This window comes from Paenibacillus oryzisoli, assembly GCF_050467285.1.
Lineage (GTDB): Bacteria > Bacillota > Bacilli > Paenibacillales > NBRC-103111 > Paenibacillus_E > Paenibacillus_E oryzisoli_A.
In genome coordinates this window covers 62,126-78,741 of record NZ_JBCMUN010000011.1, presented here as the reverse complement: position 1 = coordinate 78,741, position 16,616 = coordinate 62,126, and the positions used below count along the sequence as shown (strand labels likewise).

Genomic DNA, 16,616 nt, shown 5'->3' with positions numbered 1-16,616 from the left:
GGGAGCGGGTGGCGGAATCCACCATCGCTAAGCGAACAAGGGCCGACTGGGTGGCGCTGCAGCAGGAGATCGTGGATGCCGCGCCCGCCCTCGGTATTGACAAGATCGGTTTCGCTTCCGCTGCGCCGTTCACGGAGCTGCGGGACATCCTTCTCCGCCACCGGGAGAAGGGGCACGAGTCCGGCTTCGAGGAGCCGGACATCGAGAAGCGGGTGCGGCCGGAGCTGACGTTCGACGCGCCGCAGTCCATCATTGCCATCGCCGTGGCGTACCCGGCGAAGCTGCAAGACCCGCCCCGCTCGGCGCCGGGGGCGTACAGGGGCATGATATCCCGCACCTCGTGGGGGCGGGATTATCATGAGGTGCTTCGCGACCGGCTCGCGAAGCTTGAGGCGTTCATCGCCGCGCGCGTGCCGGACGCGCGGCTGATGAGCATGGTCGACACCGGCGTGCTGGTCGACCGGGCTGTGGCCGAGCGCGCCGGCATCGGCTGGAGCGCGAAGAACTGCGCCGTGATCACGCCGGAGCGGGGATCATGGGTGTTCCTGGGGGAAATGATCACGAACCTTCCATTTCCCCCGGATGCCCCTATGCTCGATCAGTGCGGCGACTGCACGATCTGCATCGACGCTTGCCCGACGGGCGCACTCGTCGGGCCCGGGCAGCTTAATGCGCAGCGCTGCATCTCGTTCATCACGCAGACGAAGGGCTACGTCGACGACGAATTCAAGCGGAAGATCGGCAACCGCTTGTATGGCTGCGACACGTGTCAGGTCGTCTGCCCGAAGAACAAAGGGATGAACTGGACGCAGCATCCCGAATTCGAGCCTGACCCAGAGAAGGTCAAGCCGCTCCTGAAGCCCTTGCTCCTGATGACGAACAAGGAGTTCAAAGCGCAGTTCGGCATGATTTCCGCCTCCTGGCGGGGCCGAAAGCCGATCCAGCGCAACGCGATCATCGCGCTGGGCAACTTCAAGGACAGCTCGGCGGTGCCCGAGCTGAGCGAAGTGCTGCGCAGCGACCCGCGGCCTGAGCTGCGGGAGACCGCCGCCTGGGCGCTCGGGCGCATCGGCGGCGCGGACGCGCTCGCTGCGCTCGAGCGCGCGCAGGCGGCGGAGGCCGTGCCCGAGGTGCTGCACGGCATCGCGAAGGCGCTGCATGCGCTGGGGGCGCCCGCGACGGGCGGGGCTGCGCCGGAGCAGCCTGCGCCTGGCGAAGCTGAGGCGGCGCAAGAGAAGGAGGAACGCGCATGACGAAGAAACAAGCGGCAGGCGGCGCTGTGCAGACGCCAGTCATGCTCGACTATCTGGAGCTCGCCTCACCGATCGGTCCATTGACGCTGGTCGCGTCGCCGCAAGGGCTGTGCCGTATGGAATTCGGTACAAAAGCGGAGAATGACGCTTCGCGCTCGAAGTGGGCCGAACGTTACTACGGCGCGCATGAGCTGGCGCCGAACCCCGAGCGACTGGGGCAGGTTGCAGCGCGGTTAGCGCAGTATTTTAACGGGGAACGCGAGCACTTTGAGGAAGAGATGGACCTCCAAGGCACAGAGTTTCAGAAGAAGGTATGGACGGCGCTGCTGACCGTTCCTTACGGAGAAACAGCTTCCTACAAGCACATTGCGGAAGCGATCGGCTCGCCGAAAGCGGTGCGTGCGGTTGGCGGTGCGAACAATCAGAACCCGATCCCGGTCATCATCCCGTGTCATCGAATTATCGGCGCAAGCGGCGAACTGGTGGGCTACGGCGGCGGGCTGCCGACCAAAATCAAGCTGCTGGAGCTCGAGCTGAACAATCATTTGTACACGCGGAAGCAATAGTGATATGATGAAGGTTGCAATCTATTCTACTTGATACAAGCAGGGGGCTTTCGTGATGTGGTACAACTATGTGATTCCGATTGTGACGTTGATCGCGGGATTGGTTGGCGGATTTTTTATCGGGGTATTCTATCTGAAGAAGCAGCTGGAGCAAATGCAGAGCAACCCTGACATGCTGGCCAAAATGGCGAAGCAAATGGGTTACAACATGAATAAGCAGCAACTGGGTAAAGCACAGCAAATGATGAAGCAGCAAAATCAAAAGTTAGGCAAAAAAAGATAAGCAAGAGGTTAGGCGGTGAGAGAAGATGGCATCCACTGAATATAAAAACACGCTGGTCGCGGAGAACCGCGCTCAGATCGAAGAGCACGTCAGAGCGATTCTGCGGCTCATCGGCGAGGATGCGGATCGCGAGGGCTTGCTGGATACACCGGCTCGCGTGACGCGGATGTATGAGGAAATTTTCGCAGGCTACGCAGCGGATCCCCGCGATGTGCTGGGCGTGACGTTTGATGAGCAGCATGAGGAGCTTGTCATTATTAAAGACATTGTCTACTTCAGTCAATGCGAGCATCACATGGCGCCGTTCTTCGGTAAAGTACATGTGGGCTACATCCCGAGCGGCAAAGTGGCGGGGCTGAGCAAATTCGCCCGTCTGGTTGACGTCGTAACACGCAAGCTGCAAGTGCAGGAGCGCATTACGTCGCAGATCGCCGACATTCTCGAGGAAGTGCTGAAGCCGCACGGCGTGATGGTCGTGGTCGACGGTGAGCATATGTGCATGTGTTCGCGCGGCGTGAAGAAGTACGGCAGCAAGACGGTGACGTCGGCGGTACGCGGCATTTTCCATACCGACGCGTCGCTGCGTTCGGAGTTCCTGTCTTTGCTTAAGCAATAATAAGCGCAAGGGAATGTGTGCATCAAGACAATGGTCTTGTGCCGCGTTCCCTTTTTTCATGCCGATTAGGCGGAATGACTTGTTGACGAAGGCGGAATATAGTATTCTTTTACCCAAATGAACGTGTTGACCGTGCTTTCAGGTTATCGCCTGGTGGGGGATGTAGCGCTCGTACGAGCTGGCGCATACACTTAATCAGAAGTAGGTTAAATGGGGATTACGGGAGAGACAGCACGAGAGGAGGCCAGCTTATGAACAACATTCGGAAATTTCGGCCCGGCGAAGCGGCTACCTCTAAATGGAGCGAGGAACGAGACGAATTTGAGCGGGATTACGCCAGGTTGATTCAATCGCCGACATTTCGGCGGCTGCAAGGGAAATCGCAGGTGTTCGGCGCGGGCTCAGGGGACTATTACCGGACGCGGCTGACGCACTCGCTGGAAGTTGCGCAAATTGCGCGGGAGGTGGCGAAGCGGCTAGAGCGGACGAATCCTTTTCTGCAAAAAAGGGAGCACCCCGGCTTGATCATCGACCCGACGGTGGTGGAATGCGCTTCGATTGCGCACGATTTCGGGCATCCGCCTTTTGGCCATAAAGGGGAAGAAGTGCTGAACCACATCCTGATGCGGGATCATGGGCTCAAATATGAAGGCAATGCACAGAATTTCCGGATTTTGATGTTTCTCGAAAAGCGGGCAGGCAGCGAGAGCGGGCTGGATCTGACGGCAGCGGTGCTGCTCGGCATCAACAAGTACCCGTTCCTGATCGAGGAGGAAGGCCGGCTGAAGGGCGTCTACGGCCAGGAGTGGGAAGTGATCCGCGAGCTTCGCGACATTTGGAAAATGCCGGCGGGCTGCTCCACGCTGGAGGCTCAGCTCATGGACTTGTGCGACGACATTGCCTACTCCACGCATGATATTGAGGACGGCATTCGCGCGGGGAAAATTCAGATGAACCGGTCGTTTTTTGAAAATCAGCGGCTTATCCGCCACGTGGTCATGGAGATTTTGAACGACCCGAATCAGCACAAATTCGGCTGGGAGCAGGTTGATATTGAGCAGATGGTTATGAAAGTTCTCACTGACTATCTGGAACAGTGGGAACTGATTTACAACGAGTGCAAAGGGGAGGAATCCCGCACCCGACGTGAGATGAAAGCCCGCTGGGTGAGCTCGTTTGCCAGCCGTCTGGACATTCTGGACGATGCAGACCGAGGCTGGAAAAAGGTCGCGCTCGTCCGGGACGGCGCGGAGGACATGGATCTGCTGCGCACGATGGAAATCTTGAAGAAGCTTGCGTGGGTGACGCTGATCAAGGATTTCCGAGTACTGCGGTTGCAGAAGCGGAGTGAGATCATCGTCGAGCGGCTGTGGGACAGCTTCATCGACAAGGAGAAGGGGCAGTGGATCATCCCGCCGGACTGGATCGACAGCTATGAGCGGCGGGGCACGGCTTGGAGCTGGCCGCGGTTCGTCGCGGACTACATCTCCGGCATGACCGACGCGTATGCGGAGAAGGTGTATGCCGAGCTGTTCGCGAGTAAATCGGGGTCGATTTACGAGATGGATTAAGGGAGCTTTCCGAAATCGGTACTTTATTTCGGAAAGTCTCCTAAGGGGAACGCCGCAGGGCTGCCGTTGGGTGGCAGGTGCGGCGTTTTTTTGCGTGCGTGCTTGCGACTGGATCGCCGAAGTAAACGCTGCCTTCCTCGAAAGGTTGGAGAAGTTGCGTTTCTGCGCTCCTCTACGAGTTGTGCGATTTGCGTAACGGTTGCCAGCGCGCCTATTTCGCTGAAAAGCCGGAATTCGTGCGCGTAACGGTTACAGATGAGCTTATTTAAGCAAAATCGGCGGGATTTCCCTTGATTTTAGGGAGATAAGCGCTGTGGCAACCGTTGGAGTTTCAAATGGCGGATCTTGAGCCAAATAGGCGCTGGTGCAACCGTTAGAATGGCTGAGGCACCCTCATCCGCCATTCTCAATGCGCTCGAAGCTCTGACGCTCGTACATCCCGATGGAAAGATGCAGTCGCCCCTCGCTCCCAGAGCAAAAAAATACCGACCTCAGAGAGGTCGATTTTATAGGGAGGAGGGAATACCGGAAGCCGTGTGCACGTTGGTCGGCGCATGGCCGAGGCTGTTCAGGAACGACAACGTGCGGTTCACATACGTGCGGGGTTCCGCGCGATACAGGAGTTCGTGCTCGGCTTGAGGCAAAATCCAAATCTCAGAGCTCGCATTGTGCTGCTGCTTGTAAAGGGACTCGACCAGATCGTAAGGCGCTTTCTTGTCAGCTGTGCCGTGAATGAAGAAAATCGGCATATTGTAGGACGTCGATGCGACCTTCTGGTAAGGCACTTCGTGCAAGCTGACACCGTTCAGGATCGGAAAGAAGAAACGGATCAGCGACAGAGAAGGGTATCTCGGAATTTGCGCGATTTGCACAATGTTATGGTAGAGGGTGTCCGGGTTCAGCAGAAAGGTGCTGTCCAGGATCATCCCGGCAATATCGGTGTTGTTCTGGAGGGCCGACTGCAGCGCCGTACCTGCGCCCATCGAGAAGCCCCAGATATAGATGGCTCCGCCGGTTGTCTTTTTGACATAATCGACAGCGCCCAGCAGTTCTTGCGACTCTTGAATGCCGCCGGTCATGAGCCGGTTATTGTAAGGCTGCACATAGCCGTAATCGAACATGAGAACGTTGTACTTCTGCTCATGCAGCTTGCTGGCCAGCTTATAAAGCGGAACCCAGATCTCCTCGCGATTGCCGCCGTAGCCGTGTGAGAAGATGACGGTTTTAGTGGCGTCCGCTGCAGGAATGAACCAACCTTCCAGTTCGGAATTTCCGTTCAGGCTGGGGAACGTCACGTTCGTGTAAGCCAGTTTGGAGGCTTTCATCGGATTGGACGTCAATTGATCGATATGCGGCCGAGCGAGCGTCCAGGCGACGTAGGCGTAGAAGCTGAGAATTATGCTGGATACGATGAGCAGCAAGGCCAGCAGCACGGAGAGAATCATTTTTTTTCTGCGCAGCAAGGGGCGTATAATGGCTTGCGGTAAGGTAGGCTGCAAGGTGCCGGCCCCGGGAGTGGGAGTGTAGCTTGTAGTTGACATCGGTTCGTGCCTCCCTCCATATCAATGTATGCGTAATAGCTTCTGTAAGATGCGACGGGAATCCGGGAGAGAGATAAAATTGTTAAAATATTCTGATAAGTAGCTCGAGATACTTTAATAGTAGTCTGAATGCGCTTACAAGTCAATGTGAGTGGGCGATTTGTAAGGCAGTTGTAACGGTCCTGTAATAATGGTAGAAACAGGGGATTTGCCTTTACGCCAGGCGTTACTTTGGGTATACTGGAGGTAGGAGGGGTTTCATGGAATGAAACTTCAAACCAGAGTCTGAAATGGCTTCGCTTCACCTCAAAATTCGCTATATGGCAAATAAATGATTTCGTTTCTTCGGAGCGCGACGCTGTTTATTTCGATGAAAGTGGTGTTGACCGATGGAAGAAGGCAAGCTGACTGTGCGTGCCGTTGAGCGCGCTTTAGATATTTTGCTGTGTTTTACCAGTGCTTCCGAGATGACGCTGACGGAGATTTCCGCGGGGGCGGGTCTGCATAAAAGCACGGTGCACCGGCTGCTGGCCTCGCTTGAAGGCAAAGGCTTCGTCATGCGTGTGGAAAATACGGACAAATACCGATTGGGCTACCGGCTCTGGGAGCTTTCGGCGAATTTGTCCAAAGAGGGCGACCCCGGCACCATCCTGCTGCCGGAGATGGAGCGGCTGCGCGATCACCTCGGCGAGACGATCTCGCTCTACGTGCAGGACGGCCTGGCGCGCGTGCGCATCCAAGCCGTGCAGAGCAACCACGCCATTCGCCGGGTTGCCCCGGTAGGCGCGCGCATGCCACTGTATGTCGGCGCCTCGAGCAAGGTGCTCGTCGCCTTTGCCGAGCCTGCGCTGCAGGAGCGGCTGCTCGCCTCGCCCGACTGGCCGGTCGTGCTCGATAAAGCTGCGTTCCTGCAGCAGCTGGATGAAACCCGGCGCGCGGGCTACGCCACGAGCGTCGAAGAGCGCGAACCGGGCGCTGCCGCGGTGAGCACCCCGATTTTGGACCGCGGCGGGCGGCTGGTGGCCGCGCTTGCGGTGTCCGGTCCAGCGAACCGGCTGACGCTGGACGAAATGCTCAAGCAGGCGCCGGCCATCGTGGAGGCCGCCCGGCGTATGGGCACGATGCTGCGCTAGGGGCAGCATCGGTTTTGTCTAGCCCGCCGGCTGTGCGCGGCGGGCTGGGGTGGACCGGCCCAGCCGCGAGCCGCGGTGGGCTTGGCAGAGCGCCCGGCTTGCGTAGAGCGCCGGCGATCAGTGCATGAACACGCCTGAACATCGAAATCCTGCAAAACATACAGTAAAATTCCCATTTCCGGTCCGGATTTATGTGATTTCCTGTAAAATGTACAGCAAAATTCTGCTCTTCCCATTATGAAAGGGCCTACATATGTCATTTGCCGATATTTTGCTGTAGGAAATGCAGGATATCTTGATTATTCGGCGATTTCCTGTAAATTTGCTGTAGTTTTTGCAGGTTGTGTGCAACCAGGAGGTGGCCGGGAAGAACTGTACGTAACAAAAGTCATGTCAGTCCAGTCCCTAGCACAAGCACGTCCCAGCGTCATATTAGCCCCCACAGAAGCACGTCACCGCGCCATATTAGCCCCCACAGAAGCACGTCACCGCGCCATATTCGCGCTCCCAAGCACTCCCTGTACCATGAATACGTTCTCCCACACAAACCTACCGCCGCACCCAGACGCACCTTCATACAAGCTCGCCCACACGCTATCATACTCTCTCCACATTAAACTCGCCGCGTGCCACCATCCTATCCCCCACACATGCTTTCCCTCCCCCTGGTCATACTAGAAACAGGGAAAGGAGTGGGCGTGCCATGAAGAATTCCGCCTCCATGCTGGCGATCTGGATTAGTCTGGCCAGCAATGTTGTCCTGACGGCGGTCAAAATCCTCGTCGGCCTGCTGTTTGGCAGTCAGGTGCTGCTCGCCGACGGCATACATAACGCCGGGGATGTGATCGCGACGGCCACGGCTTACAGCTCGATGCGCGTGTCGTCCAAGCCGGCGGATGAGGACCATCCGTATGGCCACGGCAAGGCCGAAGTGCTGGGCGCATTTATCGTGGCCATTATTTTAGGCGGAGCCGCGATCTATATGGGCTACCATGCGATACACGCGCTGTTTGAACCTGCGGGGGAGGCCCACTTCATTGCGCTGATCGCGGCCATCGTCTCGCTGGCCTGGAAGCAAATCCTCTACGTATACACGATGCGCGTGGGCAAAAAGCTGAACAGCAAAGGTCTGATCGCCACAGCCTATGATCATCTTGCGGATGTCTATGCCTCGGCAGCGGCGACTGTGGGGATCGGCGCGGCTTTGATCGGCGACTGGCAGGGGCTCCACTTCCTCGCGTACGGCGACCCCGTTGCCGGAATCATAGTATCCATCCTCGTGCTGAAGCTGGCTTACGGCATGGGGAGAGAATCGTTCGGCATCCTTATGGAGCAAAGCGTCAGCAGCGAGTATATTTCGCAGTTTGAGAAGTTGATCCGTTCGGTACCGGAGATCAAGCGGGTAGATCGGCTGCGGGCGCGCGAGCATGGGCACTATATTTTAGTCGATGCACGGCTAGGCGTATCCGGTTCGATGACGATTCAGGAAGGACACGACATCATTCGCCGCATCAAAGAGAAAATCAAAACCAACTATACCGACGTGGACGAAGTGCTCGTTCATTTAAACCCGTGGTATGAGGATTCCAAATAAACGGTCTTGGCATGCGGCTTACATTCATTTACAATTCTCTCCTTCTACGTTAGAGTTAAGCTAACCAATCCGCAGAGGAGAGAGTTGCGTTGACAGACAGAGCAAAAGCGATCTGGCTCGGTATCATAACCGCAAATGGTTTCACGGCGGCCGTCATGCTGGTTACGAAGTACGCCGTGGAGGCCACATCGGACATGAAAGGCGTCCTCATTCTATCCGATTTTGTCCTGCTGCCGATGTTAATGGGGTTAATTAACACGTTCTTTTGGCGCAAGATTAAGGTTACCGCAGGTCCTTGTTTTGGCTATGGGGCTCTGAACCTCTTGGTCGGTCTCAGCTACAGCTATTTCTTCATGGGCGAGGGGTACATCTGCCTGATCATCGTGGCACCGCTGATTTATCTATTTATTATGCTTGGCATCGCGGTGGGCAAGGTCCTCTTCAAGCGTCGTCAGACCTCCCTGCAAATCAGTGTTGTCGCAGCCCTAGCTTCACTAATCGCCATTAATGCGATCACCGCTCAACCCGGAGAAAACCAGGTCACAGACCGCATCCTCATCCAAGCGCCTCCAGAGGTCGTCTGGCAGAACGTCACCGCATTTCCAGCCATCGACACGAAGCCTGACTACTGGCTGTTCCGCATCGGTCTCCCAAGCCCTGTGCAGTCTACGGCAGAGGGGAGTTATGTAGGCGCAGCCCGGCAGTGCATTTTCAGCAATGGCATCGTGTTCGAAGAGAAAATCGTCGAGTATGAGCCGAACCGCAAGTTGACGTTCGATATTACGCAAATGCCGAATGATCCCGAAATTCTCGGGCATCTCGAGCTCAAACGAGGCCAGTTCATCCTCGAAGACAACGGCGACGGAACAACGACGCTGGTCGGCACGAGCTGGTATGATTTGAAGGTGAAGCCGGCGCTTTATTTTGACTGGTGGACCCAAGACATTATCCGCAATGTCCATCTGGAAGTGATGGATCATATGAAACAGCTCGCCGAGCAAGCGTGAGCGCAGCAAAAAAGGAGCCGCGAGGCTCCTTTTCCTTTTTCCATCTTATTTCGCAAAAATATGATTCCCGATCTGTACCGTCTGCGGACGTGACCAGATCCAGTTGCTCGTTGCCGTTCTCGGGTTAAAATAGTACAGCGCCCCGCCTGTCGGATCCCAGCCCTTCACAGCTTCAAGCGCCGCTTTGTAGGCTGTGGAATCCGGCGTCAGGTTGTACTGGCCGTCGCTCACCGCGGTGAACGCGCCCTGCTCAAAAACGATGCCTTGAATCGTGTTCGGGAACTGGCTTGATTTTAACCGATTCATGATCACCGCGCCTACCGCAACTTGCCCTTCAAAGGACTCCCCGCGAGCCTCGCTGTAAATCACCTTCGCCAAAATGTCCATCTCGTACTGGTTCACGCTGAATTTTTTCAGTGCTTCCCACGTGTTCGTTCCAACGATGCCGTCTACAGCCAAACCATAGTTCGTTTGAAAATTACGCACAGCCGCGGCTGTGATCGGACCGTAGTTGCCATCTATGGAAGGCTCGTAATAGCCTAATGTTCGCAGTCGGTATTGCACATCCCATACGTCGCCGCTCGCTGCACCTTGCTGTAAAACAACCGCTGCCGATGCGGACGGAACTGAGTACACGGCATTCGCACTTACACCAGCGGAAGCTACGAGCGCGACTAGGATTAGTTTTTTAATCAACGTCATCATAATCTCCCCTTTCGCTTTCCACAAGTATAGGGGCGTTCAGGGGCTGTCTCAACCCGCAGTTTTTGGAAAACGTGTCCAATCCCTTGCGGCTGTAAGGCAAATTTAATGCCGTTAACTAGCTAAAATGACGTTTGCATGGGGGCGCAAGCCTCCCAATTTTGACATAAAAAAAGAGCCGCTGCATCAGCGACTCCGAATTGAATGTGTGTTTTGCAAAGAAGAAAATTAGTTTTTCTCAGCCAGGATTTGGCGAAGAACCGTTTGAAGAATACCGCCGTTACGGTAGTAGTCCACGTCAACCAAGCTGTCCAGACGCACCAGGGCGCTGAATTCGAAGCTTGTGCCGTCTTCGCGAGTCGCTGTTACTTTCACAGTCGAACCTGGTTGAACGTCGTTGCTCAGGCCTGTGATTTCGAATGTCTCGCGGCCTGTAATGCCGAGGGACTTCCAGCTCTCGCTGTTCACGAATTGCAGAGGCAGTACGCCCATGCCCACCAAGTTGGAGCGGTGGATACGCTCGAAGCTTTCTGCGATAACGGCTTTCACGCCGAGCAGGAATGTACCTTTTGCTGCCCAGTCACGGGAGCTGCCAGTACCGTATTCTTTACCTGCGATAACGACGAGGTTTTGGCCGTTTTCTTGATATTTCATGGATGCATCATAGATGGATTCCACTTCGCCAGTTGGCAGGTAAGTGGTTACGCCGCCTTCTGTGCCAGGTGCCACTTGGTTACGAATCCGGATGTTCGCGAAAGTACCGCGCATCATCACTTCATGGTTACCACGACGGGAACCGTAGGAGTTGAAGTCTTCTCTTTTCACGCCATGCTCGATCAGGTATTTACCAGCCGGGCTGTCAACTTTGATGTTACCGGCAGGGGAGATGTGGTCCGTTGTAACGGAATCGCCCATGAGTGCAAGTGTTTTCGCAGCTTTGATATCTGCGATGTCATCAAGCACAGTACCGAGGTCTGTGAAGAACGGAGGCTCTTGGATGTACGTGGAGTTCGTGTCGAACTCGTACAGGTCGCCTTCCGGAATTGCGATTTGGTTGAAACGCTCGTTCGCGCGGAATACGTTGCTGTATTTGTCGCGGAACATGTCTGCGCTCATCGCAGAGTTCAGAGCATCTTGAATTTCTTTGTTTGTAGGCCAGATGTCTTTCAGGTAGACAGGTTGGTTGTTTTGGTCGTAGCCAACTGGCTCTGTCGCCAAATCAATGTTCACTGTTCCTGCAAGCGCATATGCCACAACAAGTGGAGGGGAACCTAGGTAGTTCGCTTTAACTTGTGCGTGTACACGGCCTTCAAAGTTACGGTTACCGGAGATCACAGCCGCAACCGTCATGTCGTTGTCTGAGATCGCTTTGCTCACTTCGTCAGGAAGCGGACCGGAGTTACCGATACAAGTTGCACAGCCGTAACCTGCTACGTAGAAGCCAAGCGCTTCAAGCGAAGGCAGAAGACCTGCTTTTTCCAGGTACTCGGTAACAACCAGGGAACCTGGTGTCAGGGAGCTTTTCACGTAAGCCGGTTTTTTCAAGCCGCGCTCAACCGCTTTTTTCGCTACCAGACCGGCACCGATCATAACGCTAGGGTTGGATGTGTTGGTACAGGACGTGATTGCCGCGATAACGACAGCGCCAGTACCCATTTTAACCGTCTCGTTTGGATAAACCACATCAACAACTTCCGCCACTTTCTCTTCGGAGAGGCCGTAACCACCTTTGTCGATCGGTTGGCGAATGATGTTGTTGAAGGATTCTTTCATGTTCGTAAGCTCTACGCGGTCTTGTGGACGTTTAGGACCAGCCAAGCTTGGTACGACGGAGCTCAGATCCAGCTCGATTACGTCTGTGAATACAGGATCCGGCGTGCTGTCCGTACGGAACATGCCTTGTGCTTTATAGTAAGCTTCAACCAGCGCGATTTGCTCTTCTTCGCGGCCAGTGGAACGCAGGTAGTTCAATGTTTCGCTGTCGACTGGGAAGAAGCCGATCGTTGCGCCGTACTCAGGAGCCATGTTGGCAACAGTCGCACGGTCAGCCAGGGAGATGTTGCTCAGACCAGGGCCGAAGAACTCGACGAATTTGCCGACAACGCCTTTTTTACGAAGCATTTGGGTAACGGTCAGGGCAAGGTCAGTCGCTGTCGCGCCTTCTGCCAATTGACCTGTCAATTTGAAACCGATAACGTCTGGTGCAACGAAGTAAAGCGGTTGGCCAAGCATACCAGCTTCCGCTTCGATACCGCCAACGCCCCAACCAACAACGCCAAGACCGTTGATCATCGTTGTATGGGAGTCTGTACCTACGAGGGAGTCGGGATATACAACCGTTTCGCCGTCAACTGTTCTGGTAGCGGCAACGGAAGCCAGGTACTCCAGGTTAACTTGGTGAACGATACCTGTTGAAGGAGGAACAGCACGGAAGTTGTCGAATGCTGTTTGCGCCCAACGCAGGAAGCGGTAACGCTCTTCGTTTCTTTCGAATTCCAGGTCAATGTTCATTTCGAGCGCGTCCGGGGAGCCGAAAGCGTCAACCATGACAGAGTGGTCGATAACAAGGTCTACAGGAACGAGCGGGTTGATCCGTTTAGGGTCTCCGCCTTCACGAGCCATAGTCGCGCGCATTGCTGCGAGGTCAACGACAACCGGTACGCCGGTGAAGTCTTGCAGAACGATACGAGCTGGAATGAAAGGAATTTCTTTGTTGTCGTCGCGGCCTTCCGCCCAGCCCGCGATTTGTTTCACGTGATCGCTCGTGATCGCGCGGCCGTCAAATTGACGAATCGCAGCTTCAAGCAAGACGCGAATGGAAACCGGAAGATTGGAGATGGTGCCGTGACCTTGGCTTTCAAAGTCAGGCAAGCTGTAGTATTGGAAAGACTGGCTTCCCACAGTTAACTGCTTGCGCACAGAAAAAGAGTCCTTGTTGGACATGGGGTTTTCCTCCTCAATATAGTAGTCCATTGAGCCTCATCTATATTGTTTCATCTAGTGAAACTCAATTTCATAATTCCCTCTACACCAAGTATACCGTTTCAGGGAGATTGAGTAAAGATGATTTTCAATCATTTTTACCGTCAAAATGTCATATATTGAATCAATTCAATGTAAATCGGGCTTGTCCGCGCAAGGTTCGGTTATCCGACGTTCAAGGTTTAGATTTTCTCTAAAGGAGGGTGTTTGCGATGTCCTGGAAAACGGCGCTATATAACTACATCCACGCCAAAAATCAGGCGGAGCTCGAAGGCTCGGCTGCCCCGCTGGAAGCTTATGTTTCCGATCGTGATTTCGTACGAAAACAGGATCTTCGGATGCGCAGGCTTCGCGACAGCTTCCTTGAACGGGATGCCCGGCTGCTGCGCGGCGAAACGAAGCTGCGTCTGCAAGGCGTGAAGGAATCCCCATGGGGGATTGTGGCGGACATCAGGCTGCATCGCTTCCTTGATTACCGCATCGGCGCTGCCGAGGGGCGGGAGGAGCGGATCGAAACAGAGCGTGTTCTGATCGAACGGAGGGGCGGCGGCTGGCTCGTCCAAAATGCCGAAGGACTGCAAGGCGAGCGAGGCAGGCCCGGGCGAGCAGACGGCATCCAGATCCCCGTATACGATGCCTTCGGCTCTCCGCAGCGGACCGCACCTTCCATCCCCTATATCCATCCTAGTATACGCAATAGCAGGCCTCAGGAATCCGCACCGCGGAAAACCATTTATAACCGCCCGAGAGCCGTCCAATATGCGGAAACGTGGTGGCAGACGCCCAATCCGAGATATGAATATTTTGAGGTGGACTGTACGAATTTTGTGTCGCAATGCCTCTTTGCAGGCGGGGCCCCAATGGACTATACTGGGAAAAGGGATTCTGGGTGGTGGTACGCCGGCAAGAACGGCGGCCAGGAGCAATGGAGCTACAGCTGGGCGGTTGCGAACAGTTTGCATGCTTTTTTTGTCCGTAGCGCCCATAAGAATCACGGCCTGCGCGGCACAGAGGTTGAAGATCCGAGAGAGCTTCAGCCCGGCGACACCATCAGCTACGACTGGGATGGGGACGGTCGTTTTCAGCACAACACGTTTGTCATAGGAAAAGACGCGAACGGCATGCCGCTCGTCAATGCGCATACGTTTAATAGCCGCAATCGTTACTGGGCGTATAAAGATTCACCGGCTTGGACGGAACGGACGAAATATGTTTTCATTCACGTTGCCGATGAGATGTGACGGAAAGTCAAGAAATTGTAAATACTAGACGGAGGTACGGAATGAGCCGCAAAATTCAAATTGGATTAATCTATGGAGGGAAATCGGGCGAGCATGATGTGTCCTTGCAGACTGCGCTTGCGGTGATGAAGGCAGTGGATTTCCAGAAGTATGCGATTACACCGTTTTACATATCGAAAAAAGGAGAATGGCAAAGCGGTCCTGCGCTTGGCGCACCGGCGGCTTCGGTCGAAGAGCTGACGTTCCAAGCGGGCAAAGCGCTGGATGCGCCTTCGGGAAGCGCGTTGGCGCCGCTTTTTAGCGCGGTGCAGCCGAAAGGCGACGTCTCGATCTCCGCGGCGGACGAGGCCGTAGAAGCGCCGGGCATCGACGTCGTCGTTCCGCTGCTGCACGGCACATTCGGCGAAGACGGCACGATTCAGGGCTTGCTCGAAATGGCGAACATTCCTTACGTCGGCGCGGGCGTTCTGGCTTCCGCCGTCGGCATGGATAAAGTCATGATGAAGAAGGTATTCGCGCAGGAGGGCCTCCCGCAGTGCGTGTTCCGCCATTTTACGCGGCATGAGTGGGAGAAGAACCGCGCGTATCACTTGATGGAGCTGGAGACGGCAGTGGGCTACCCTTGCTTCGTCAAGCCGGCGAACTTGGGCTCCTCCGTGGGCATCTCCAAGGCGCGCAATCAGGAGGAGCTGATTGCGGCTGTGCAGTTTGCGTTCCAATACGACCGCAAAGTCATTATCGAGGAGAACATCGACGCGCGCGAGATCGAAGTCGCGGTGCTCGGCAACGACGAGCCGCTTGCTTCGGTGGCAGGCGAGATCGTGTCTTCCAATGAATTTTACGATTATAAAGCAAAATACAAGGACGGCAAATCCGTCATGGTCATTCCGGCGGAAATTCCGACGGAAGCGGCGGAGGAGATTCGGAACCTCGCGATTCGCGCGTTCCTGGCGCTGGACGGCAGCGGCTTATCCCGCGTCGATTTCTTCTACGGCAAGACTGACGGCAAAATCTACATCAACGAAATCAACACGATGCCTGGCTTTACACCGTTTAGCATGTACCCGCTGTTGTGGCAGGAAACCGGCAAGCCCTACAAAGAGCTGCTGGACGATCTGATCCGCTTAGCGCTGGAACGTCATGCGGCTAAGCAGCAAATCCAATATTCTTTTGATGCGGAGTAGATAACGATGGGTTTTCAAACGGAATTTAACTCAGTGTGCAAGTTCAAATCGGAGCAAGAATTATATGAACTGCTTGAATACGGCCGCGGCAAAATGGTCAAAAGCGGCTTCCGCGTCTTCCCGACGGGGCAGAAGGTGATTGCGTATACGCCTGGCAACGTGGCGATTGCGATTGTCCGCATCGTTGCTTCGATCGCGGAGATCAATTTCCAAGGCGAAGAAGTGACGCAGGTGGAGATGGAGCTCATCCGCCGCTTGACGGAGGAAGAGTCCCGGATTCAGACGGCACTCGCGGATGAGATGTTTTTTGGTGAGCAAGCGAATAAGTAGAGGTATTGAAATGATCGTCCTTCCTTGTGGGGGGACGGTCTTTTTGCGTAGAAATTGGCGATTGTAGCTATATCATTCGTCCCTTTCAAAGGTACTGCTAGCTTCATATAATGCAATATCCTACTAGAAGGGAAGTGGACACACAGTGAAAAAAACAATTATTGCTACAAACGCCAGCTGGGTGAATGCATTGGAAATCGCACCAAATGGTGCATGGGTACAACCGGGACCAGGAGAGCACTACGTTTGGGGGGCAAATGATCCAACTGGACCTGCTGCCGTGGTTGCCAAACGGTTCGAGGTTAAATCGAAAAAAGTTGAAAAGGCGACCTTGTTCTTATCCGTTGACAACTATGCGATCGTGCTCATCAACGGTTTGCCTGTAGTCATCGACGCGCCGCAAGACAATCGCGATTTCTACAACCCTGGAAGAATGTTCAACATCTCTCAATTCCTTCATTACGGAGAGAATGATATCGTGATTGCGGGCTTCAACTACCCGCAAACTTCCAGCCGCAGCGATCGCAATCCTGCAGGTATTCTTGCACGCATCGAGATTAAACACGACGACCACAAACACGACGACCACAAACACTACTAATCGCATGTAAAG

At 54.9% G+C, this 16,616-nt stretch carries 15 protein-coding genes; 12 read left to right on the top strand and 3 right to left on the bottom strand.

The window, feature by feature from the left end; all coding sequences use genetic code 11:
* The first annotated feature begins 8 nt into the window (after positions 1-8).
* The 5 genes from queG (at position 9) to ABE504_RS19555 (ending at position 4,289) form a co-directional block, all read left to right on the top strand.
* Entirely contained in the window at positions 9-1,253 is a 1,245-nt protein-coding gene (gene queG, locus ABE504_RS19575) for a tRNA epoxyqueuosine(34) reductase QueG (protein WP_430091781.1), read from the top strand.
* The gene (locus tag ABE504_RS19570; RefSeq protein ID WP_430091780.1) at positions 1,250-1,819 is read left to right on the top strand and encodes a methylated-DNA--[protein]-cysteine S-methyltransferase; all 570 of its coding nucleotides are present in this window, start codon (positions 1,250-1,252) and stop codon (positions 1,817-1,819) included. Before queG ends, ABE504_RS19570 begins: the two co-directional genes overlap by 4 nt.
* Positions 1,820-1,874: 55 nt before the next feature.
* On the top strand, positions 1,875-2,102 hold the full coding sequence (locus tag ABE504_RS19565; RefSeq protein ID WP_430091778.1) for a YneF family protein: 228 nt from the start codon (positions 1,875-1,877) through the stop codon (positions 2,100-2,102).
* Between the two features lie 25 nt (positions 2,103-2,127).
* On the top strand, positions 2,128-2,718 hold the full coding sequence (folE, locus tag ABE504_RS19560; protein ID WP_430079464.1) for a GTP cyclohydrolase I FolE: 591 nt from the start codon (positions 2,128-2,130) through the stop codon (positions 2,716-2,718).
* A gap of 251 nt (positions 2,719-2,969) precedes the next feature.
* Positions 2,970-4,289: a deoxyguanosinetriphosphate triphosphohydrolase family protein gene (locus ABE504_RS19555; protein ID WP_430091776.1), complete on the top strand. Its 1,320-nt coding sequence runs from the start codon at positions 2,970-2,972 to the stop codon at positions 4,287-4,289.
* Positions 4,290-4,795: 506 nt separating this feature from the next.
* Here the strand turns inward: ABE504_RS19555 and ABE504_RS19550 are convergent.
* Positions 4,796-5,830, bottom strand: coding sequence for an alpha/beta hydrolase (locus tag ABE504_RS19550; protein ID WP_430091774.1), 1,035 nt, complete (start codon positions 5,828-5,830; stop codon positions 4,796-4,798).
* A gap of 389 nt (positions 5,831-6,219) precedes the next feature.
* Between ABE504_RS19550 and ABE504_RS19545 the strand changes: the two genes are divergently transcribed.
* The 3 genes from ABE504_RS19545 to ABE504_RS19535 all read left to right on the top strand — a co-directional run bounded on the left by ABE504_RS19545 (position 6,220) and on the right by ABE504_RS19535 (position 9,564).
* A complete protein-coding gene (locus ABE504_RS19545; RefSeq protein WP_430091772.1) occupies positions 6,220-6,963 on the top strand; it encodes an IclR family transcriptional regulator in 744 nt (247 codons plus the stop codon).
* Positions 6,964-7,666: 703 nt separating this feature from the next.
* Positions 7,667-8,557 carry a cation diffusion facilitator family transporter gene (locus ABE504_RS19540; protein ID WP_430091770.1) on the top strand — a complete coding sequence of 297 codons (891 nt, stop codon included), beginning with the start codon at positions 7,667-7,669 and terminating at the stop codon, positions 8,555-8,557.
* A gap of 89 nt (positions 8,558-8,646) precedes the next feature.
* A complete protein-coding gene (locus tag ABE504_RS19535; protein WP_430091768.1) occupies positions 8,647-9,564 on the top strand; it encodes an SRPBCC family protein in 918 nt (305 codons plus the stop codon).
* Between the two features lie 45 nt (positions 9,565-9,609).
* On the opposite strand, the gene sleB is transcribed toward ABE504_RS19535, so the two are convergent.
* Both sleB and acnA read right to left on the bottom strand, forming a co-directional pair.
* Entirely contained in the window at positions 9,610-10,266 is a 657-nt protein-coding gene (gene sleB / locus ABE504_RS19530; protein WP_430091766.1) for a spore cortex-lytic enzyme, read from the bottom strand.
* 228 nt (positions 10,267-10,494) lie between these two features.
* A complete protein-coding gene (acnA, locus tag ABE504_RS19525) occupies positions 10,495-13,209 on the bottom strand; it encodes an aconitate hydratase AcnA (RefSeq protein WP_430091764.1) in 2,715 nt (904 codons plus the stop codon).
* 251 nt (positions 13,210-13,460) lie between these two features.
* Between acnA and ABE504_RS19520 the strand changes: the two genes are divergently transcribed.
* From ABE504_RS19520 to ABE504_RS19505, 4 genes are all read left to right on the top strand, one after another.
* On the top strand, positions 13,461-14,489 hold the full coding sequence (locus ABE504_RS19520; RefSeq protein ID WP_430091763.1) for an amidase domain-containing protein: 1,029 nt from the start codon (positions 13,461-13,463) through the stop codon (positions 14,487-14,489).
* 41 nt (positions 14,490-14,530) lie between these two features.
* Positions 14,531-15,673 carry a D-alanine--D-alanine ligase gene (locus ABE504_RS19515; protein ID WP_430091762.1) on the top strand — a complete coding sequence of 381 codons (1,143 nt, stop codon included), beginning with the start codon at positions 14,531-14,533 and terminating at the stop codon, positions 15,671-15,673.
* 6 nt (positions 15,674-15,679) lie between these two features.
* Positions 15,680-16,003, top strand: a complete 324-nt coding sequence (locus ABE504_RS19510) for a hypothetical protein (RefSeq protein WP_126143819.1) — start codon at positions 15,680-15,682, stop codon at positions 16,001-16,003.
* A gap of 145 nt (positions 16,004-16,148) precedes the next feature.
* Positions 16,149-16,604 carry a hypothetical protein gene (locus tag ABE504_RS19505; RefSeq protein ID WP_430091761.1) on the top strand — a complete coding sequence of 152 codons (456 nt, stop codon included), beginning with the start codon at positions 16,149-16,151 and terminating at the stop codon, positions 16,602-16,604.
* The last annotated feature ends 12 nt before the right edge of the window (positions 16,605-16,616 follow it).